The following is a 20,556-nucleotide window of genomic DNA, read 5'->3' as shown; positions in this document are numbered from 1 at the left end:
CTCTTGCAAAATTATTGTTTAACTATCTTTGTACTACTATTTCCTATTGTCAAGAAATATACTCCTGTAGCATATTTTGTCATATCCAAAGTATTTTCTCCAGTATTCAATCTTACTGTCTCTAAATATTGACCTTGCATATTGTACAATTTTGCTTCATTCGATTCCAAAACTACAATAGACAACAAATCTTGTACAGGATTTGGATACACCTTTACTGAAATCGTCGCTACACCTTCTTCAGACAAGGTAGCACAATCACTGCTATAAGTCGCTGTAGGTTCTTTCAGCCAAGTCGTTGGTGGTGTAAATCCAGCATCTATTTTGATACAAGTAAGTAATGGATTACCATTGGCTTTGAAAGATTGCAAACTTGCATTGTTTGTATTATTTACATTCAAAACTTGCAAATTATTTCTAGAACAATTCAAGTCTAACAAATTGGTATTGTCACTAAGATCTAATTGCGTAAGCTGATTTTCATAACAAATCACTTTCTTCAATGCTGTATTCGCACTTACATCCAACGCTGTTAATTGATTCTTACCGCATCTCAATGTCTCTAATGCCGTATTAAGACTTAGATCCAACATCGTGATACTATTCGTATTACAATTTAATTCCTTCAAAGCTGTATTCGCACTTAGATTCAATGCTGACAATTCGTTTTCATAACAAATCAATGTTTTCAACCCCGTATTGGCACTTACATTCAATGTCGTTAATTGGTTTTTACCACATCTCAACGTCTCTAATACTGTATTATTTCCCAAATTTAAAGACGTCAATTGATTAATATTACAATTTACTTCTTTCAATTGTGTATTCTGACTCAAGTCCAATGTAGTCAAATGATTATTGAGACATCTCAATTTAGTAATATTAGTAAACGCCTCAATCCCTTGTAAGGAAGAAATATTTTTAGACGCTACATCTATTTCTCCCGTGTAGGCTGTTGCTTCTGACACCTGTATTTCGCCATCCCCATTGGTATTAATTGCCGTATTGTTCAATAAGGCAGTTTTGAAATTCGCATTTGGTATCGTAACCACTTCTGGGGTTTGTGCTTGTGCCAAACTTGCAGTAAACAACATGGTAGCGGAAAGAAATACCTTTCCAAAAAATAATCTGTTTTTCATAATGAATAATATATATAATTATTAATAATTCTAAAGACGATAGAGCCAACGCTCTTAAACAATATTTGCAACAAATATACCCCCCCCATCACAAAAACACCATAAATATTACATAATTTTTTCATAAAATAATTGACACCCATAAAAGTAAGAAGCAATATAGTATCGCCCCAATAAACTGACACATAATCCTTAAATTCAATTTATTACCTTTCAAAAAACAAGGAGTTGCCTAATTTCCCTTCAAATTTGGAATCAATAAAGACATTTTTTTTAGTTCTTACATCTATTTCTTTCGCGATTTGTTCAAATGCGAAAAACATATAATACCTCTGACTATAGACAACTCAAAAATTTTATGTTTTTTTCTCATATTAAAAATAACAAACTTTGTAAATTGCTTTTTTATCTGCTATTTTTATAAAATCCATCGATTTACACTATTCCTTAACAAAACGCTGTAAAAACAAAAACTCTTTTTTATACCTTTGTAAGGTAATATTCATGCTATATATGGAATTTTCAGAAATCATAGGTCAAAATCACATAAAAAAACATTTGCAATACAGTGCAGAACAAGGGCGTATTCCTCACGCTCAGTTGTTTATTGCTCCTGAAGGTGTCGGTGCATTGGAAATGGCGATTGCGTATGCGCAATTTGTCATCAATCTACACACAGAGAGCGACGAAAAACGAAAAGCAAATTCATTGAAATTTACCAAAGTACAGCATCCCGATCTACACTTTTCCTTTCCCTTTTATGGCAATAAAGAGACTATTTTATCTGATACCTATAGAGACCAGTGGAATGAGTTTATCACACAATATCCGTATGGTAGTATGAAAGATTGGATGAAATTGGTTGATGTGAAAAATCAACAGTTGATTATTCCAAGAAGAGAAGCCGATAATATTGCCAAAAAACTATCACTAAAGGCATACGAAGGTGGCTACAAAGTGATGATTATTTGGATGGCGGATAAAATGAACCCCGAAGCCAATAATACGCTATTGAAATTACTGGAAGAGCCACCACATAAGACCTTGTTTTTGCTGATTGCAGAAAACGAAAAAGAAATTCTCCCTACGATCTACTCTCGTTGTCAGGTGATACATTTCAATCCGCTATCGGACAAAGACATCGCTACTGCCTTGATGGAAAAACATCAATTGTCCGAAGACGAAGCAATGACAATAGCCAAAACAGCTCAGGGAAATTATAACAAAGCAATAAAAATTGCCGAAAACGAAGAAGATGACGATTTGCCATTTGACAAATGGTTTGTACAATGGATGCGTGCCGCTTATTTAGCAAAAAAAGACCCTAGTCAATTGGTCAATCTCACCAAATGGGGCGACGAACTCTCGCTAATAGGTCGTGAAAATCAAAAATTGTTTCTAAAACATTGTATAGAAGTAATACGTCAGGCGTTTTTATACAATTATAATGTGAAAAATTTGGTGTATTACAAAAGTAAAGAAGAAGGATTTTTGCTAAGCAATTTTGCAAAGTTTGTCAATGATAAAAATATCAATGATTTTTATAGAGAACTCAACGATAGTATTTATCACATAGAGAGAAACGGAAATCCGAAAATCATTTTTAGCAATCTGTCTATCAAGCTCACTCGATTTTTACACAAAGGATTGTAACACTATCTGTATCTCTTGAATAGAAAATATACAACGAGTATTTGTATAAAAACAATCAGAAAAAACTTCCATCGAAAGGAAGTTTTTTGTGTTTTATGACGGAAGTGATTCATCCCAAGCCACGCTCCGATTGTACCACCAAACAAGCACAACAACAAGAGATTCTTTTCAGATATACGGAAACTTTTCTTTTTAGCTGCATTTTTATCTATGTGAAACAAGCTATAAGCGATAAAATTTACCGCTACGAGGTACATAAAAAGTATTTTTCGCATAATGAATTAGTTGTATTTTGGATGGGCATACAAATCCATTTGTCGAGAAATAAAATTGATGCGTTTTTGTATATATGCACTGCCATTTTTAGCTTTAAACTTACGAGGATTAGGCAATATAGCAGCAATAGCAGCCGCCTCTCTTTTACTGAGATTTTTTGCCGACTTGCCAAACCAATGTTTAGACGCCGCTTCGATTCCATACACGCCATCCCCCATTTCGATGCTATTGAGATACACCTCAATGATGCGTTCTTTCCCCCAAATCCACTCGATAAGTACCGTAAAATATGCCTCTATTCCTTTGCGTATATAGGTCTTGTCTTGCCACAAAAACACATTCTTTGCCGTTTGCTGACTGATGGTACTTCCGCCTCTGAGTTTTTTACTTTTCTGATTGCTTTCATAAGCCTTTTGGATAGATTTAAAATCAAAACCATTGTGCGAAGTAAACTTTCCGTCCTCACTTGCAATGACAGCTTTTTGGATAGAAATGGGCATCTCATCGATGGCAATCCATTCATGTTTCCATTTGAGCTCTTTGCCATTTGCTTTTTGTTCAAACAAACGTGCAACCATCAAAGGTGTAGCTGGCACAGGGACAAATTTGTACAAAAACACCATCCCAAAACTCAACAACAAAAATATGAGTACCAACCGCTTGAAAAATTTGAATATCGTTTTCACTGAGAAATGTGTGGAAATTAGTAACGAATTACTTAGAAGAGGAATCTTAATACTTCCTACTTCCTCCCCTTGCGGCTTTTTATCAATTTTACCACAAATGGTATGGTAGTAAGTGCAATAATAATCAAGATGATGTATTCGATATAGTGAGTAAGGTCTATGCCGTAGCTATCCAACAAGATGCGGTACATATAATGCCCAGCAAAAATCAATGAAAACGCCCACATAATCGAGCTAAGTATATTGTATAGAGCAAAGCGCTTCATATTCATATGAGCTACACCAGCGATAATAGGCACGAACGTACGAATGACAGGCAAGAAACGAGCAAAAATGATAGCCTTTCCGCCGTGTTTTTCAAAAAAGGCTTGCGATTCTAGGATATATTTCTTTTTAAACAACCATCCATCCTCTTTTTGAAACAAGTAGCTACCACTTTTCTTTCCAAACCAATAGCCAAAGAAATTTCCAATAATCCCGGCCAAAGCTACCAACGAAGACAAGGCAAATACATTGGTAAAATCATTGTTGAAATCGTGAAATTCCTTGATCAATTCGCTCGAATAAATGCCCGACAAAAACAGCAAACTATCTCCTGGCAAGAAAAAACCTGCGAGCAATCCCGTTTCTGCAAAGACTATAAATAGCACGACATACAAACCTATACGGTGACCTGCAATTTCTAAATTTATATAAAACTCTGGGTTGATCAAGTTTGACCATTGAAAATCATTCATATCTATCTTTTTCGTTTTTTTCGGCTGTGAAATTACTCATTTTTTACCATATATCCTTTGAAAGTTTTGTGAAAGTTTTGGGGAAATAAATCAAAAGACTTCCTGATATTGATTTTATTCTCCACAAATCACTTCAAAAAATCATAACAACATAAAAAAGGTCTGTCCGAAACCCCGGGCAGACCTTTTGGCATTCTAATGCTCGTGACCCTCTTCGCCAATAAAGATTTCCACAAACTTTTGTGATTGATTACCCGCTTTATCCAAAACAAAAAGCCCCACATGGTAGTGTCCCTCTTTTACCTCAGCAGGGACAGCTACGGTGTGTGTAATCTCTTGCAAAATGCCCGACAATGTTCCTTCATATTCATATTCAAATACAGGGGTAGCCAATGCTCTACGGTGCTGATGCCCATCATCGGCATTGTGAACCTCGATTTTGTAGGACGCCAATTCGACATTATCCGCAACAGCAGCCTTGACTTCAAAGTTCGTACCAGGCACCACTTCTTGGTCTTCTACAGGGGTTACCCATTCGATCATCGGTTTTACGATATCTACTGTACCCTCATCCTCTTTACACGCTACAAAGGTCAATGCCATTGCAACAAAAACTGAAAACTTTTTCATGATTATAAACTATTTAAAATGTTAATTTGATTACTACATCTATACTCCTACCCAAAGCAGGAATCTCTATCGCACGATAAAAACTATTGTGTTGATAATATTTAGTATTCCAAAGGTTTTGCACACGCAATTGTACCGACGCCTCACGCTCTTTCCATGGTAGTTGAGTCTGATACTTTAGATTACACACACTATATCCCCTTGTGGGGTGCTCATTTTGGGCGATGCGATGCTGAGCAGCAGCCAACTTGTACGAAATCTCGAGCAAATGATGAGCTATTCCTCCAAACTCGGGCAAACGATACCCCACCGAAAACACCGTATTAGCAGGCGTAGTAAACGGCAAAGCATATCGAGCCGTTCCCAATTGTGAGTTATATACATATTCAGACACATTCGAGAGTTGCCACTTGCTCCACTGATAGCCCACTTGTAGTTCGGCACCCACCATAAGGGCTTTGGATTGGTCGTATTGATAGATTTGACCACCGTGAGGCAAAGCCGAAAACCTACCCGAAGGCTTCAAGAAAATATAATTGCTAAAATAATATCCATACATACTCGCATCCACTGTCCAGCCATACGCTTCATAACGATGATTCCAGTCGAGTGAATAGCCACGTTCTACATCGAGGTCAGGATTGCCCAACTCGTGGCGAAAAGCCCCATGGTGAATCCCATTTGCCCCCAATTCGATCGCCGTAGGAAAGCGAAAGCTACTCCCCAGCGTCAAGGCACTATGCCAGTGGTGCGACGGATGAAAGGTAATCCCCAGCGAAACATTGCCCTGCGAAAAACTCCTGTCCAACTCCCTACTACGCCACGCATAGTCCGAGGCACGAGCATCAGAATAGCCCTTGTGGGTAAGGTAGTCGTACAAAATCGTATCATAATGCCCCTCTACCTTTAGCCTTGCCCTATCATAACGAGTACCCAATTCCAGTAAATGCCTATTCGAAACCTCCCACGCCCATTTGGCATACAGTCCCAGCGAATGTCGCTGATAGTTGGGCAGTAAAAAACTATAGCCCCCCACTTGGTTTAGCACCCACTGATTTTGCACACCCACCTCCAGTAGATGTTGTTCAGACAGATTTCGTTGCATAGACAATGCCTGCTCCCAAGCACTCTGCAAAAACTCCAGTTCCTTATCGGCATCTCTCACAGGCACAGGCTGATTGGGAAAATGCGAATGAAACGCACTGTACTCTCTACGCAGATTGTGCTGAAAACCTGTGGTAAAATTCCAGACCGTAGCCACCTCTTTCCACTGTGCATGATAGGACGCCATGATGTGGCGAGCCGTCTGAAAAGGAAAATCTACAGAGCGAGTATCTCCGTCGGGCAAAGTCTTTCGTACAGAAGGCACACCGTGAGCCCCGGAAAAAAAACCTGTCTTGCTCCAATAGCCACTCACCGAAAGCGTCCCCGTATATCGCTCGCCTGTCGTACCCCATTGCGTCATAAAAGACCGTTCGTCCCCAGCCGTATTGGTCATCACACCGTCGTAGATAGGGATGCGTGTCTGTAGATAATACACCTCATCCGTTGGCACGCGAAAATCTCCATAATCAATATAGCCCAACTTTACTTTCCAGAAGTGTTTATCGGTACGCAACGCTCCCTGCCACGCCTGTCCCAGACTGCGATTGTTGCCCAAAAAAGTCAGCACCGCCCTACCGCTCACACCCATCGTAGGCAGAGTTTCGTTGTTGATACGCACCACGCCCGCCATAGCATCGCTACCATAGGCAATAGCCCCTGCACCCTTTATGATTTCGATGCGTTCTACCGCCATCGCGTCGAGTTCCAATCCATGGTCGGCACCCCATTGCTGTCCCTCTCTACGCAGACCGTTTTCTACCACCAGCAGACGGTTGAGTCCCAGCCCACGAATCACAAATTTGGCACTCATACTTCCGATACGCTGCGCCTCTACTCCAGGCAAATACTCGAGAGACGAGGCCAGACTACCGTCAAAATTGGCAATCACATCGGTAGCCGAGGCACGCATCACATTTTCGGTAGTAGTATGCGTATGCACTACGATTTCCTCGAGTACCTCGGCAGGTTCTATCCAATCTTCATCGGTCTGAGCCGTCGTTGTAGCCGTAAAAAGAAAGGGGATATAAAATAAATGTTTGGTCATATAAGATAAATTTTTTATTGGGGCGTGCCGCTCCCTCCTCCGTTGTCGTCGGTAGTGTTGGGGCACGCCCATAGTATCCTTTTTTATATTAAGGATTTTATAGTACATAGTTTGTTTTCCTCCTATATAGGCGGTGCAAAAACTACATCGGCGGTGCTCGTAATGAGATATAGTGTGGCGAGAGGCTGGTGTATGAAGTGTATGCCTCTTTGGGGGGTTCGTAATGCGAAACCGATTGCCATAATGATAGTTGTGTGATGTCTGTAAGGGTCGATACCTGAAAGTAAAAGTCGCACAATCCGCAAGTTTCTTCGTCATGGTCGTGCGTGTGCTCGTGGTCTCCCTCACAGCTGTGTGTAGTATGTGTATGCTCTACCACGCCTGCATGATGCAAGGTCTGCACCGTGAAGACTACGACTATCCATAGTGCCATAAAAAGGCTGTATATGTGCTTGTATGATTTCATACGGAGACAAAATTACGGCTTTTGTTGTGCATAGGCAACATGCGGAGCTGTTAAATATTTCTTATTACACAACAAGCTGCCTTTTTGGGGCAGCTTGTAATGGTTTTATCTGATATAGAAGTTTTTTTGTTTGGATGACAACCGTAAAATTATTTTACGATTTTTAATTCGTCCAAGATATTGGTTGCTCCTGCGTATTTGTCTATAATAAACAGGATATAACGAGCGTCCACATTGATAGTTCTTTGTAGTTTTTTGTCAAAGATTACGTCTCCTGCCATTGCCTCGATGTTTCCATCAAATGCCAATCCTACCAATTCGCCTTTTGCATTGATTACCGGCGAACCAGAGTTTCCTCCCGTAATGTCGTGGTCTGTCAAAAAGTTTACTGGCAGCTCTCCGTGCATGTTTGCATATACTCCATAATCTTTAGCGTTGTACAAATCAATCAATTTTTGTGGATTTTCAAACTCCTCATCTCCTGCTTTGTGCTTTGCTATAGTACCTTTCAAAGTGGTGTACCAGTTTTGTTTTGCATCGTTTACCTTGTTACCCAATGGCAATCCTACTACTTTTCCGTAGGTAAGACGCAATGTAGAGTTTGCATCTGGATAGTATTTTTTCTTTGGATTTGCTTTTCTGTAGCCGTCCACCAACAAGCGGAATGATTTGTCGTAATTTTCTTTTAACGAAACCAAATTTTGTGGCATTTCGCGGTATTTTATTAATAGCGACTCAGAGATTTTGTACAATTCGTCGTTGGTAATTTGCTCTGCATTTGGGCTGTTTAGGTATGCAGTTAGGTTTTCCTTGCTTGCAAATACCGATTGGTCAAACGCTTGGTTGATTACACCTGAGAAATCATTGTTGTTTTTTGTCGCCAACGTCTTGATATAGGGTGCGATTTCGTACCCTGTAGATTTTGTTGCATACAAATGTAACTGACGAGCCAACATTTCTTTTTCCAATGGTGCATAAAACCCATTGTAAGAATCGTTGATTGCTTCTTCTAAATAGGATTTCATATTTGCACGCTCTGCTTCATTTGCATTGGCGTATTGTACCAAGGCTCTTCCCATAGAAAATGGTAGTGTAGCCAAGTTTGATGTACGCAAAGTAGTCATAATATAGTTGTCATGACGAGCTTTGGTATTTGTAGCTTTGTAGTATGCGTTGATGTTTTTGATTACATTTCCATATACTTTTTTCTGAGCGGTTTTGTTTGCCCATTTGTCAAATTTCTTTTCGTCTTTGCGTTTTTTGTCAGCTGTTTTGTGAGCCTTCAACGCCTCGATCATTCCTTGGCGGTTTTTCCAGTAGTTGGCTACCTGAGCGTATTTACTTGCGTAGTTGATTCGTACCTCATCGTTTTGATCCATGTATTTTTTCATTACATCCATACCCAATTTAGAACCTTCTACCCACGCTGGATATGCGTAATCTACATTTTGCTGAATCCCTTCTGCTGGCATCCAACGGTTGGTACGTCCTGGATATCCCAAAATCATTGTAAAATCTCCTTTTTCTACTCCTTTGATGTTGATAGGCAAGAAGTGTTTAGGCTTCAATGGTTGGTTTGTAGGAGCATAGTCTGCTGGTTGGTTGTTGGCATCTGCATATACTCTAAACAATGCAAAATCTCCTGTGTGTCTTGGCCACTCCCAGTTGTCAGTATCTCCACCGTATTTTCCAATAGCGTTTGGCGGTGTACCTACCAATCTCACATCTTGGTAGTCTTGATATACAAAGTAGTAGTACTCATTTCCTTGAAAAAACGAACGAACCGAAACGGTATATTTTCCGCCTTCGTTGTTTTCTTTTTCGATTTTAGCAATCTCTCGGTTGATGGCTTGTTCGCGTTCTCTTTCAGACATTTTGTTGTTTACCACGCCCAAGATTCTCTTCGTAACATCGTCCATGCGAACAAAAAACCTTACAGAAAGTTCTTTTGGCTTTCTTTCTTCTGACATGTTTTTTGCCCAGAAACCGTTGGTCAAAATATCGTCTTGAGGAGTAGCCAACTCAGCAATTGCCTCGTATCCGCAGTGGTGGTTGGTCAAAACCAACCCTTTGTCAGAGATGATTTCGGCAGTACATCCGCCGTCAAACTGTACGATAGCGTCTTTCAACGAGTTGTTGTTGATGCTATAAATTTCCTCTGGAGTCAGTTGCAACCCCATTTTTTGCATGTCGCGATAGTTGAGTCGTTCGATAAACATCAAAAACCACATTCCTTCATTTGCCGATGCCCTAAAAGGCAATGCAGCAAAAATCATCGCAATAATTAGAATCGTTTTTTTCATTATAAAATTATTTTTTTGATATAAAACTCTGCAAATATAGAGAAGAGAAATTTATTTTGAATGATGAATTATAAATTTTGAAAAATAATTAAGTGTAACTGTCTTAGTATTATTTCATAATAGCTTTTGTTGTTTTAGTATAAATATTTTAATGAATTTAACCTTTTACGATACCATATGAATTGGGGGGGGGCAGGAAAATATAATGGTAATGGAAACTTTAATCCTAGAACTTTCGATTTTAACTATCAAGTTGATTTAGTGTACAACATAAACAAGCCAAGAAGTTTACGATGAAAACATTTTACTATTTTTTATTTATAAATCTATTTTTTACAGGTTGTAATAATCTTAATAATGATGATAAAATGTTCGTTTTTGATATGAATGTTGGTAGTATTTATCATATTTTAAATAAAAATGGAGAATTAAAACTCGATTATAACGATAGTAATCTTAATTTTGAAATTATTACTTTGGTAAAAGATTTATAATCAAAAAGGAAGCTGTCCAAAATTTTGAGTAGCTTTTTTTGTAACGAATAAACACAAAATAACTGTACATTTGCAATTCACCAACCACAATTCACCATTTTTAAAAATATGCCTCCACGCAAAAAGACATATAAAAAGAAATCGACCACAGCTAAACGCTCGTTTAGATTGAGCAAGTATCATATTGTAGGCTATGCAACAATTATTTTATTGGCAGTGATTTTTCACTATCGAGATGGGATTTCGTATTTGGCAAAGGACTGGTACTATTCTATTTTTCACAATGAGAAAGTCAAATCTACCCTGCACGATGTGAGAACAATCGAAATTTTAGACAAGCACAACCAACATTTGTTTGGCTTTGATGTTTCTCATTATCAAAACGAAATCAATTGGCGTGGAATCGATAGTTTGTATCAGAAATTCCCCTTAGATTTTGTATTTATTCGTTCTACGATGGGCGGAAACGGTGTGGACAAAAACTTTAAGCAAAACTGGAAGTACGCGAAAGTCCGTCTGCTGGTTCGTGGAGCCTATCACTATTACCGACCTGATGAAAACAGCACCCTACAGGCTCAAAACTTTATCAGAAATACCCCGTTGACGGTGGGCGACTTTGTACCCGTACTGGACATTGAAGACTATCCCAAACACCAGTCGATAGAAGATTTGCAGAAAGGCGTAAAAAACTGGTTGAACATAGTAGAGAAACATTACGGCGTAAAGCCCATCATCTACTCAGGTGAAAATTTTTACAATCAAAACCTCAAAGCACATTTTCCTGAATACAAAATATGGATAGCCAAATACAGTGCCTTTAGTGATAAAATAAAAGACGATTGGCATTTTTGGCAGTTTACAGACAAGGGCAGTGTAGAGGGAATCATCGGCGATGTAGATTTGAATATTTTCAACGGAAATCGCCACGATTTGAAAGGTTTTTTGATAGATAGGTAAAGACTATTGTGAATAAAAATGCACAAAATCGTATTTGTAACCCCAAAACATTCCGTATTTTTGGCAAAATTTTAAAAAAACGAAACAACTATGGCAAAAATTCTTACAGGAGTACAAAGTACAGGTACCCCTCACTTAGGAAACTTGTTAGGGGCAATCATCCCAGCTATTGAGATGGCAAATGACCCCAACAACGAAACTTTTTTGTTTATTGCCGACTTGCATTCGGCTACGCAAATCAAAGATGGTGCATTACTTAGAGAAAACACCTACAGCGTTGCGGCCGCATGGCTTGCATGTGGTTTGGATACCGAAAAAGTAGTGTTTTACAAACAATCGAGTGTGCCTCAAACCTGTGAGTTGTCGTGGTATTTGAGTTGTTTCTTTCCCTTCCAACGTCTCACCTTAGCTCATTCGTTCAAGGACAAAGCCGATCGATTAGCAGACGTAAACACTGGACTTTTTACCTACCCTATGCTTATGGCTGCTGATATATTGCTATACGATGTAGACATCGTCCCCGTAGGAAAAGACCAATTGCAACACTTGGAGATAACCCGTGACGTAGCCTCGCGTTTCAACCATCAAATGGGAGAAACCTTTGTACTACCTACTGCAAAAATCGCCGAAGACGTAATGATCATCCCTGGAATAGATGGAGAAAAAATGAGCAAGTCTCGTAACAACTATATCAACATATTCCAAGACGACAAAAAGTTGCGTAAGCAAATCATGAGTATCGTTACTGACACTACGCCACTCGAAGATCCCAAAAATCCAGATACCTGCAACGTGTTTGCCTTGTACAAGTTGGTAGCAACACCAGAGCAAGTAGAAGAGATGAGAGCCAACTATCTGGTAGGAAACTACGGCTACGGACACGCAAAACAAGCACTTTTTGAAGTAATCTGTGAGAAATTTAAAGATGCACGCGAAAAATACCAATACTACATCAACCACCTCGAAGAGGTAGATCGATTATTGGAAAATGGAGCAGAGAAAGCAAACAAAATAGCCGACGCTACTCTGCAACGCGTACGAGAAAAAATGGGCTATTAATCAAAGAGTTTGACGGACAAATAAATTTCCTTATATTTGTCCGTTTTTTTGTAAAAACTATACAAGTTACAGAAAAACAGACATCCATTAACTAAAAAATATAAAATGCAAAACAAAGGATTAGTCAAGTTTATTGCCTTGTTGTTTGCAGTGGTAAGTATTTATCAACTGTCGTTTACTTTCGTAGCAAGGAAGTATCAAAATCAGGCAAAAGAAGTCTCTGGCGGAGACCTTACAAAAGAATCACGCTACTTAGATTCTATTTCCAACCAAAAGGTATATTTGGGACAAACCTTCGAGGAGGTTCGCACAAAACAAATCCAAAAAGGTCTGGACTTAGAAGGAGGTATCAACGTGATGCTGCAAATTTCTATCAAAGACATTTTGAAAGGATTGGCAAACAATTCTCAAAATTCTGTCTTTAATCAGGCGTTGAGAGAAGCTGAAAACGAAAGAGGTGGAAACGAAACTTTCTTAGAGGCGTTTTACCGTGCATTCGACAAAGCATCGAAAGGTACTGTAAAACTCAACTCTGCCGAAATTTTCGCTCACCGCAATTTGCCAGAAATCACTCCTTCGCTTACAGATGCACAAGTAAAAACTGTTTTGAACCAAAAAGTTCAAGAAGCTATTGACAGTGCGTACGAAGTATTGACCAAGCGTATTGACAAGTTTGGGGTGGCATCTCCAACTATCCAAAAGGTAGGAGAAACAGGTAGAATCCTTATCGAATTGCCAGGTGCAAAAGACATAGACCGTATTCAAAAAATCTTAAAATCTACCGCTCAATTAGAATTTTGGGAGGCCTACAATATGGAAGAAGTGTTTGGTTTTATCCAAACGGCAAACGAAGTATTGAAAGCTAAAACTACCGAAGCTGTAGCCGAAACTACCGATGCAGAAACAGAGCAACCAGCAGAAGAAACCTCTGCTGCAGAAAAATTATTGTCGGCGGTACAGAAAGAAGACACAAAAACCGAAACAAAATCAGACAAAGAAGATTTTGGACCTATCTTTAACTTAGTACAAGGGATAGGACAACAAGGCTCTCCTATGATTGCCTTTTTCCAAGTACAAGATACAGCAAAAGTAAACGCATACCTAAAAGACCCTCAAGTAAAAAATCTATTGAGAGGCGACCAACGTTATGCAAAATTTGTATGGGGTAAACCTGCCGAAGGTGGTATCACAGCCCTATATGCATTGAGAGGAAACGCTCAAAACAAAGCCCCTCTTACAGGATCATTTATCACCGATGCAAGAGACACTTACGACCAGATGAACCGTCCGGCAGTAAGTATGTCGATGAATGTAGCAGGTGCTAAAGAATGGGAAAAACTCACAGGAAGAGCCTATACACAAAAAACAGCAATCGCTATCGTGTTGGATGACATAGTATATTCAGCACCTGGTGTATCAAGCGGACCTATCACAGGAGGAACTTCTGAAATCACAGGAACCTTTACCATCCAAGATACCAAAGACCTTGCAAACATTTTGAAAGCTGGTAAAATGCCAGCCTCAGCAGACATTGTATCTTCAGAAATCGTAGGACCATCATTAGGACAGGCAGCCATCGACGCAGGATTGACATCGTCATACATAGGATTATTGGTTATCGCCTTGTGGATGGTATTCTACTACGGCAAAGCCGGATGGTATTCAAACATCGCCTTGATTGTAAACTTAGTATTCCTATTTGCTGTATTCTCGGCATTCGGATTTGTATTGACATTGCCAGGTATCGCAGGTATCGTACTCACGATGGGAACAGCAGTAGATACCAATATTTTGATATACGAACGAGCAAAAGAAAGTTTGCGTGAAGGAAATACAGTAAAAGATGCCATCAAGCACGCTTTTAGTTGGGACGGAGCTATGTCGGCAATCATCGACGCCAATGTTACCACTGCATTGACTGGAGTTGTGTTGGTAATCTTTGGAACAGGTCCAATCAAAGGATTTGCGATTACTTTATTGATAGGTATTGCTACATCGTTGTTTACAGCAATATTCATCACGCGTATGTTGGTGGACGGAGCAGCAAGCAGAGATGCCAACTTAGCTTTCTCGAACAATATTACTAAAAACTGGTTTACTAAGATGAATTTCGACTTTATCGGTAAAAAGAAATTCACTTACATATTCTCAGCTATTACCATTGTCTTGTGTGTATTAACACTAAACACCAACGGACTCAACTATGGAACAGACTTTACAGGAGGACGCACCTACCAAGTACAGTTTGACCAAAAAGTAGAACCATCGGCGATTGCAGCTCAGCTATCAAAAGCTTTTGGAAGTAATGTAGAAGCCAAGACATTTGGGTCGGCAGACAAAATCAAAATCACCACCAAGTATATGGTGGACGAAGAAGGAGCCAATGTAGATCAGCAAGTAACACAAGACTTGTATGCAAATATCAAAACATTCTTCAAAGACCAAAACCTAACATACGAAGAATTTGTAAATCCAAGCGACGACAAAAACATTGGAATCCTACAACAGTCAAAAGTAGGCCCAGCAGTAGCAAAAGATGTGAAAAACAATGCCTACTGGGCAGTAGGAGGATCGTTGGCAATCGTGTTTATCTATTTAGCTCTATCGTTCCGCAGATGGCAGTACTCATTAGGAGCCGTAGTAGCTGTAGCCCACGACGTATTGATTGTATTAGGAATCTATTCTTTTTTCTACAAATTTGCACCATTCAATATGGAAGTAGATCAATCGTTAGTAGCTGCATTGCTTACCGTAATCGGATACTCGCTCAACGATACCGTAATCGTATTTGACCGTGTTCGCGAATTCATCAAAGGAAACACCGAAGGTACTTTTGAAGAAGTAGTAAACAAAGCCGTAAACACGACCATGTCGCGTACATTCAACACCTCGGCAACCGTATTGTTTGTATTATTGATTATGTTCTTCTTCGGAGGAGAGTCAATCCGAGGATTTGTCTTTGCGATGCTATTAGGTATCGGAGTCGGAACCTACTCATCACTCTTTATCTCGACGCCAATCTTGGTAGATACTATCAAAAAACAAGCAGAAAGAGAAAGACAAGAAGCCCTTGAAGAAAAACTAAGACAAGAGCAAGAAGGTACAGAAGCCGAAAACATACAAGTATAATAAAAAACAGAGATTGCCCAAAAGGGACAATCTCTGTTTTTTTGTATAAAAATAATATTGATACAATATATCTACAACATCAAAGGCATTGTTTCCAATGTAAATATTTTAAACTTTAAAAAAATTCAAAAACAAAACAAGCTGTCCAAAAAGGACAGCTTGTTTTGTTTTTACTCGGCAATCAATTTACCATTCATGATGGCAAAATGCCCAGGGAAAGAACACAAATATACATATTCACCTGGTTCGTTGATGGTAAATTCTACCGTAACAGATTCACCTCCTCCAATCATTTTGGTATATGCAATCATATCGTTTTTTGCCTCAACAGGTACATAATCTGTAACTTTTGCTTCAGCAGCTCTTAAGGCAAAATCAGCAGCATCTACTCCTTTGTTTAGCAAAACAAAGTTGTGCCCCATCATTTCTTTTGCCATTTTACCTGTGTGTACCAATGTCAATTTAATCGTTTTTCCGACAGGTACTCTTAACTCTGTTTTGTCGTATTGCATCGCATCGTTGCTTTCCAATCTCACCTCTACAGTATTTTCATCAACCGCTTCTTCAGTAATTGTCTGAGACGGAGATACCACTGTAGATTCTTTTTTACCACAAGCTACAGTCATCGTTGCTACCGCAACTGATAAACCTAAAAATTTTAGTGCTTTCATGTTTTGTTTATTTATTTTCTTAATAATTAATACTTTGTACTCTATTCCTCCTTACTCTCAATCTTCGCCCAAGTATCTCTCAATCCTACCGTTTTGTTGAACACTAATTTTCCTTCTTTACTGTCTTTATCAACAGTGAAATAACCCAATCTTTGGAACTGGAATTTATCTCCCTCTTTTGCCGATTGCAAACTTGGCTCTACAAATCCTGTGATAACATTCAACGAATTTGAATTGATGTATTCTTTAAAGTCCACTTCTTTGTTTCCGTCTGGATTTTCGTGTGTAAACAAACGGTCGTAAATGCGAACTTCTGCCTCAACCGCATGCGAAATAGACACCCAGTGAATGGTACCTTTTACTTTTCTCTTTGATGCTTCTGTACCACTTCCCGAACGAGAATCTGGATCATAAGTTGCGTGAATTTCTGTAATGTTTCCGTTTTCGTCTTTTACTACACTTTCTCCTTTGATGATGTACGCATTTTTCAAGCGAACTTCTTTACCAAGCGTTAAACGGAAAAATTTAGAGTTAGCTTCTTCCAAAAAGTCTTCTCTTTCGATGTACAATTCTTTTGAAAAAGGCACTTTTCTATAAGTTACTTCCTCCGCTTCCGGGTTGTTTTCTGCATCCAACCACTCTTCTTGCCCTTCTGGATAGTTGGTAATCACCAATTTTACAGGGTCTAAAACCGCCATAACACGGTTGGTGATTTTATTCAAATCCTCACGAACGCAAAATTCCAACAACGACACATCGATTAAGTTAGTGCGTTTGGCAATTCCGATGGTATTGGCAAAATTGCGAATAGCAGTAGGTGTATATCCTCTTCTACGCATACCCGAAATCGTACTCATACGCGGATCGTCCCAACCTGTTACATGACCTTCGTTTACCAATTGCAACAATTTTCGTTTTGAAACAACAGTATGTGATAAGTTTCTACGAGCAAACTCTCGTTGTTTTGGACGCACTTTGTTTTCGTCGTAGATTTGATCCAAAAACCAATCGTAGAGCTCTCTGTGAGGTAAAAATTCTAAAGTACAGAATGAGTGAGAAACCTGTTCGATATAGTCAGACTCTCCATGAGCCCAATCGTACATTGGATAGATTTTCCATTCTGTACCTGTGCGGTGATGCGACGCATTGATGATGCGATACATAATAGGATCACGCATCAACATATTTGGAGATGCCATGTCGACTTTTGCTCTCAAAATGTATTCACCTTCGGCAAATTGACCGTTTTTCATGCGTTCAAACAAATTTAAGTTTTCCTCCACACTGCGATCTCTGTTGGGAGAATTTACCCCCGCTTGTGTAGGCGTACCTTTTTGTTCGGCTATTTCTTCCGCAGAAAGATTATCTACATAGGCTTTTCCTTTTTTGATAAGCAATACAGCCCAATCGTACAATTGTTGAAAATAATCTGAGGCATACACCTCTTTATCCCACGAAAAGCCCAACCATTCTACATCTCGCTTGATAGCGTCTACAAATTCTTTTTCTTCTTTTGCAGGGTTGGTATCGTCAAAACGCAAATTTACAGGAGCATTGTAGTCGATACCCAAACCAAAGTTTAGGCAAATAGACGAAGCGTGTCCGATATGTAAATATCCATTGGGTTCTGGAGGAAAGCGAAAACGCAATTTGTCGTTTGGCAATCCGTTTTTCAAATCTTCTTCAATGATTTGTTCTATAAAGTTCAATGACTTTTCTTTTGCTGACATAATTTTTCTTTCGTTTGAATGTTTACCTTAAATCAAAGGATTTTTATCCTACAAAATTACAAAAAAAAGGCGATACAATAATCTTTGTGTAACAATTCGTCGTTTTTTCTTTATCTATGAAAAAATATGTTAAAAAAAACAATGGAAACAAATTTTAGCACACAAAATCGTCCTAAGATGAATTTTAATTCGCTTCTTAATGATTCCTTTCAGACTTACAAATCCTCATTGGGTTATCAAGTAGTAATCGTTGTAATAGCGACCATTGCTTCGTTTATATTTTCGTTTATCGCATTATTGCTTTCAATTTCGGGAGCAGTACTTTATGGAATTGAATTGGTATCGTGATTACAGTCATGTTTTTTTGTAGCGTCTTCTTACACAGTATATATTGCAGAACGAGGGATTCCTTCGGATAAATAAATAGGTTTTCAACGTGTTAACATAAAAGATAAGGATTGTATTTTTATAATTTTTGTTTTATAATTAAAAGAAATAACATATATTAAAGTAAAATGAGAAAGGTATATAAAATAATTTCACTTTTATTATTTTCAAGTGTGATTTTCTTTTCTTGTGATAATGAAAATTCAGAAATTGAAAGATATAAAAATGGATACCGAAAACCAGAATTAATTGGGAAATGGAAGTATCTTTTGAACGATGATATAGAATATAATTTCTTTTTAGTTTTTAATAATAGTGGAGAGATTTATAGCGAAAGATTATATCATACAGGAGAAAAGAATTCTTTTCTACTTTATTATTACTACACTAAAGATAACATAGTTTATAAATATGCCCCAGGTGGTTTTAAAAAAAGTGGTCAAAAAATTAATTGTCCTTTCAAAATAGATAATGACACATTAAAATTATTTTACACAAATGAAGCTGAAGTTTATATAAGAGATAGTGAATAATCATATGTGTATAAAATTTGAAATAAAACTTAAAGACTGTCCAATTTCATCGGGCAGTTTTTTTGCAAGGATATCAATTTCTTTATTTTATAATGAAAATTTTCTCCTATTTTTTGATTATAAAAAAATATTGTACATTTGTCGCTTAATTATAAAAAAATAATACATAATGTAAATATTTCTAGTTGGTACTCTCCTTTAGTTACACCGAGAGATATTTATATGGACGATCATACATAAAAACTGAAGTAAAATGAGAAAGATATTGATGTTAACGTTGTTTTTATTTTTATCGAATTTGATTTTCTTTTCTTGTGATAATGAAAATTCAGAAATAGAGCGATATAAAAATGGATATAGAGATCCAGAGATAATTGGAAAATGGTTGTTGATAAAATCAAATATTTCTGATCATAGATATGAGATACAACTTAATTCGATTGGAGAATGGTGGGGCGAATTTATTTTTGATTCAGGTTATCATCAAAGAGATTTTGAGGGGTATTATTTCACAAAAAACAATACAATTTATAGATATTTACCTGGTTCTTTTAAAGAAAGTAGTCAAAAATTCAATTTTCCTTATCAAATAAATAATGATACATTAAAAATATTCTATTCAAATGAACCCTATATTTATTTAAGAATTAATGAATAATTGTTGGCTTGATAAAGTAATTTAAAGGCTGTCCAACCATTGGACAGTCTTTCTTTATGAATTTATGTTTAAATGCTTAATATGGGAATCATACGATTAAAAAACATTCGCGTCTTTACCAATCACGGTTGTTTGGTAGAAGAGGAAAAAATAGGCTCAGATTATCGAGTAGATTTGGAGGTAAAAGCAGATTTGCAGCCTTCTGCACTTTCTGATGAGTTGGCAGACACGGTTGATTATGTACACCTCAATGCCATTGTAAAAGAAGAAATGGCAATTCGTTCCAAACTTTTGGAACATGTAGCTGAAAGGATTATTCAGCGTATTTTTAGAGAATTACAGATGGTTACTTATGTCTTGATTGAAGTATCAAAAATCAATCCGCCGATTGGTGGAGATGTAGAACAAGTAACCATCGTCATGGAAAAATCGAGATAAAATAAAATACCACTCCGTTTGGAGCGGTATTTTTGTTGGTCTACTAGGACTCGAACCTAGAACGACTGAACCAAAATCAGCTGTGTTACCATTACACCATAGACCAATAAATTTTCAAAATTGAAAACTTGTATTACTTCAAATAAATATATAATAAAAAGACGATTAGTCTTTGTTGGTCTACTAGGACTCGAACCTAGAACGACTGAACCAAAATCAGCTGTGTTACCATTACACCATAGACCAATATAAACCTTTCTTTTGCGATTGAACGAAAGGTTTACGTTCAATTTAAAAATTTATTATCTTATGAAAATAAAATTTAGCCTGAAATAGCAAACATACTTACTTTCTTTTCAAACTCGAGTGCAAAGATATGGATATTTTTTATAGTTGCAAATCTTTTTAGAGAAAAATTATTTTTTTTATTAAATTTCATTTCTACCAAAAAAAAACGTTAC

The 20,556-nt window shown here is 37.8% G+C and carries 18 protein-coding genes and 2 tRNA genes; 8 read left to right on the top strand and 12 right to left on the bottom strand.

Translation table 11 applies throughout. The features are described 5' to 3' along the window. Nucleotides 1-11: 11 nt before the first annotated feature. Complete coding sequence (locus AB4865_RS02640) at nucleotides 12-1,139, bottom strand: T9SS type A sorting domain-containing protein (RefSeq protein ID WP_372474186.1); 1,128 nt, start codon at nucleotides 1,137-1,139, stop codon at nucleotides 12-14. Nucleotides 1,140-1,652: 513 nt separating this feature from the next. Between AB4865_RS02640 and AB4865_RS02635 the strand changes: the two genes are divergently transcribed. Continuing rightward, the gene (locus AB4865_RS02635; protein WP_372474185.1) at nucleotides 1,653-2,792 is read left to right on the top strand and encodes an ATP-binding protein; all 1,140 of its coding nucleotides are present in this window, start codon (nucleotides 1,653-1,655) and stop codon (nucleotides 2,790-2,792) included. Between the two features lie 2 nt (nucleotides 2,793-2,794). Here the strand turns inward: AB4865_RS02635 and AB4865_RS02630 are convergent, their stop codons facing one another. The 7 genes from AB4865_RS02630 to AB4865_RS02600 form a co-directional block, all read right to left on the bottom strand. Further along, nucleotides 2,795-3,067, bottom strand: coding sequence for a DUF1294 domain-containing protein (locus tag AB4865_RS02630; protein WP_372474184.1), 273 nt, complete (start codon nucleotides 3,065-3,067; stop codon nucleotides 2,795-2,797). A 6-nt stretch (nucleotides 3,068-3,073) separates the two neighbouring features. Next, the gene (mtgA, locus tag AB4865_RS02625; protein WP_372474183.1) at nucleotides 3,074-3,754 is read right to left on the bottom strand and encodes a monofunctional biosynthetic peptidoglycan transglycosylase; all 681 of its coding nucleotides are present in this window, start codon (nucleotides 3,752-3,754) and stop codon (nucleotides 3,074-3,076) included. A gap of 56 nt (nucleotides 3,755-3,810) precedes the next feature. Beyond that, entirely contained in the window at nucleotides 3,811-4,491 is a 681-nt protein-coding gene (locus AB4865_RS02620) for a DedA family protein (RefSeq protein ID WP_372474182.1), read from the bottom strand. Nucleotides 4,492-4,686: 195 nt separating this feature from the next. Next, entirely contained in the window at nucleotides 4,687-5,121 is a 435-nt protein-coding gene (locus tag AB4865_RS02615) for a DUF4625 domain-containing protein (protein ID WP_372474180.1), read from the bottom strand. Nucleotides 5,122-5,134: 13 nt separating this feature from the next. Then, on the bottom strand, nucleotides 5,135-7,270 hold the full coding sequence (locus AB4865_RS02610) for a TonB-dependent receptor plug domain-containing protein (RefSeq protein ID WP_372474178.1): 2,136 nt from the start codon (nucleotides 7,268-7,270) through the stop codon (nucleotides 5,135-5,137). Between the two features lie 142 nt (nucleotides 7,271-7,412). Then, the gene (locus tag AB4865_RS02605) at nucleotides 7,413-7,736 is read right to left on the bottom strand and encodes a DUF2946 domain-containing protein (protein ID WP_372474177.1); all 324 of its coding nucleotides are present in this window, start codon (nucleotides 7,734-7,736) and stop codon (nucleotides 7,413-7,415) included. Between the two features lie 149 nt (nucleotides 7,737-7,885). Next, nucleotides 7,886-10,039, bottom strand: coding sequence for a S46 family peptidase (locus tag AB4865_RS02600; protein WP_372474176.1), 2,154 nt, complete (start codon nucleotides 10,037-10,039; stop codon nucleotides 7,886-7,888). Nucleotides 10,040-10,641: 602 nt separating this feature from the next. On the opposite strand from AB4865_RS02600, the gene AB4865_RS02595 reads away from it, so the two are divergent. The 3 genes from AB4865_RS02595 (at nucleotide 10,642) to secDF (ending at nucleotide 15,678) form a co-directional block, all read left to right on the top strand. Further along, entirely contained in the window at nucleotides 10,642-11,490 is an 849-nt protein-coding gene (locus AB4865_RS02595) for a glycoside hydrolase family 25 protein (protein ID WP_372474175.1), read from the top strand. 90 nt (nucleotides 11,491-11,580) lie between these two features. After that, nucleotides 11,581-12,549: a tryptophan--tRNA ligase gene (trpS, locus tag AB4865_RS02590; RefSeq protein ID WP_372474174.1), complete on the top strand. Its 969-nt coding sequence runs from the start codon at nucleotides 11,581-11,583 to the stop codon at nucleotides 12,547-12,549. 105 nt (nucleotides 12,550-12,654) lie between these two features. Next, nucleotides 12,655-15,678: a protein translocase subunit SecDF gene (gene secDF, locus AB4865_RS02585; protein WP_372474173.1), complete on the top strand. Its 3,024-nt coding sequence runs from the start codon at nucleotides 12,655-12,657 to the stop codon at nucleotides 15,676-15,678. Between the two features lie 170 nt (nucleotides 15,679-15,848). Here secDF and AB4865_RS02580 read toward each other — a convergent pair whose 3' ends face one another. Together AB4865_RS02580 and AB4865_RS02575 are read right to left on the bottom strand one after the other, a co-directional pair. Next, nucleotides 15,849-16,349: a plastocyanin/azurin family copper-binding protein gene (locus tag AB4865_RS02580; protein ID WP_372474172.1), complete on the bottom strand. Its 501-nt coding sequence runs from the start codon at nucleotides 16,347-16,349 to the stop codon at nucleotides 15,849-15,851. Nucleotides 16,350-16,390: 41 nt separating this feature from the next. After that, entirely contained in the window at nucleotides 16,391-18,079 is a 1,689-nt protein-coding gene (locus tag AB4865_RS02575) for a glutamine--tRNA ligase/YqeY domain fusion protein (protein ID WP_372474171.1), read from the bottom strand. A 141-nt stretch (nucleotides 18,080-18,220) separates the two neighbouring features. Here AB4865_RS02575 and AB4865_RS02570 point away from each other — a divergent pair, with 141 nt between their 5' ends. From AB4865_RS02570 to folB, 4 genes are all read left to right on the top strand, one after another. Continuing rightward, nucleotides 18,221-18,427, top strand: a complete 207-nt coding sequence (locus tag AB4865_RS02570) for a hypothetical protein (protein WP_372474170.1) — start codon at nucleotides 18,221-18,223, stop codon at nucleotides 18,425-18,427. A gap of 167 nt (nucleotides 18,428-18,594) precedes the next feature. Beyond that, nucleotides 18,595-18,999, top strand: coding sequence for a hypothetical protein (locus AB4865_RS02565; protein WP_372474169.1), 405 nt, complete (start codon nucleotides 18,595-18,597; stop codon nucleotides 18,997-18,999). A 253-nt stretch (nucleotides 19,000-19,252) separates the two neighbouring features. Beyond that, nucleotides 19,253-19,657, top strand: coding sequence for a hypothetical protein (locus AB4865_RS02560; RefSeq protein ID WP_372474168.1), 405 nt, complete (start codon nucleotides 19,253-19,255; stop codon nucleotides 19,655-19,657). 81 nt (nucleotides 19,658-19,738) lie between these two features. After that, entirely contained in the window at nucleotides 19,739-20,095 is a 357-nt protein-coding gene (gene folB, locus AB4865_RS02555; protein ID WP_372474166.1) for a dihydroneopterin aldolase, read from the top strand. Nucleotides 20,096-20,130: 35 nt separating this feature from the next. Here the strand turns inward: folB and AB4865_RS02550 are convergent. Together AB4865_RS02550 and AB4865_RS02545 are read right to left on the bottom strand one after the other, a co-directional pair. Continuing rightward, nucleotides 20,131-20,201, bottom strand: a tRNA-Gln gene (locus AB4865_RS02550). 69 nt (nucleotides 20,202-20,270) lie between these two features. Further along, nucleotides 20,271-20,341: transfer RNA gene (locus tag AB4865_RS02545), tRNA-Gln, on the bottom strand. Nucleotides 20,342-20,556: the final 215 nt, after the last annotated feature.

The organism is Capnocytophaga sp. ARDL2 (genome assembly GCF_041530365.1).
Lineage (GTDB): Bacteria > Bacteroidota > Bacteroidia > Flavobacteriales > Flavobacteriaceae > Flavobacterium.
Note: the sequence above shows the minus strand (reverse complement) of the source record. Positions and strands in the feature narration are given on the sequence as shown.

Bases quoted from the DNA above. Each gene is read 5' to 3' on its own strand.
- AB4865_RS02635 (WP_372474185.1), top strand. From the start codon at position 1,653: ATGGAATTTTCAGAAATCATAGGTCAAAATCACATAAAAAAACATTTG.
- AB4865_RS02620 (WP_372474182.1), bottom strand. From the start codon at position 4,491: ATGAATGATTTTCAATGGTCAAACTTGATCAACCCAGAGTTTTATATA.
- AB4865_RS02570 (WP_372474170.1), top strand. From the start codon at position 18,221: ATGGAAACAAATTTTAGCACACAAAATCGTCCTAAGATGAATTTTAAT.
- AB4865_RS02560 (WP_372474168.1), top strand. From the start codon at position 19,253: ATGAGAAAGATATTGATGTTAACGTTGTTTTTATTTTTATCGAATTTG.
- AB4865_RS02595 (WP_372474175.1), top strand. From the start codon at position 10,642: ATGCCTCCACGCAAAAAGACATATAAAAAGAAATCGACCACAGCTAAA.
- folB (WP_372474166.1), top strand. From the start codon at position 19,739: ATGGGAATCATACGATTAAAAAACATTCGCGTCTTTACCAATCACGGT.
- AB4865_RS02615 (WP_372474180.1), bottom strand. From the start codon at position 5,121: ATGAAAAAGTTTTCAGTTTTTGTTGCAATGGCATTGACCTTTGTAGCG.
- AB4865_RS02640 (WP_372474186.1), bottom strand. From the start codon at position 1,139: ATGAAAAACAGATTATTTTTTGGAAAGGTATTTCTTTCCGCTACCATG.
- AB4865_RS02575 (WP_372474171.1), bottom strand. From the start codon at position 18,079: ATGTCAGCAAAAGAAAAGTCATTGAACTTTATAGAACAAATCATTGAA.
- AB4865_RS02600 (WP_372474176.1), bottom strand. From the start codon at position 10,039: ATGAAAAAAACGATTCTAATTATTGCGATGATTTTTGCTGCATTGCCT.
- AB4865_RS02580 (WP_372474172.1), bottom strand. From the start codon at position 16,349: ATGAAAGCACTAAAATTTTTAGGTTTATCAGTTGCGGTAGCAACGATG.
- secDF (WP_372474173.1), top strand. From the start codon at position 12,655: ATGCAAAACAAAGGATTAGTCAAGTTTATTGCCTTGTTGTTTGCAGTG.
- AB4865_RS02565 (WP_372474169.1), top strand. From the start codon at position 18,595: ATGAGAAAGGTATATAAAATAATTTCACTTTTATTATTTTCAAGTGTG.
- trpS (WP_372474174.1), top strand. From the start codon at position 11,581: ATGGCAAAAATTCTTACAGGAGTACAAAGTACAGGTACCCCTCACTTA.
- AB4865_RS02610 (WP_372474178.1), bottom strand. From the start codon at position 7,270: ATGACCAAACATTTATTTTATATCCCCTTTCTTTTTACGGCTACAACG.
- AB4865_RS02630 (WP_372474184.1), bottom strand. From the start codon at position 3,067: ATGCGAAAAATACTTTTTATGTACCTCGTAGCGGTAAATTTTATCGCT.
- AB4865_RS02605 (WP_372474177.1), bottom strand. From the start codon at position 7,736: ATGAAATCATACAAGCACATATACAGCCTTTTTATGGCACTATGGATA.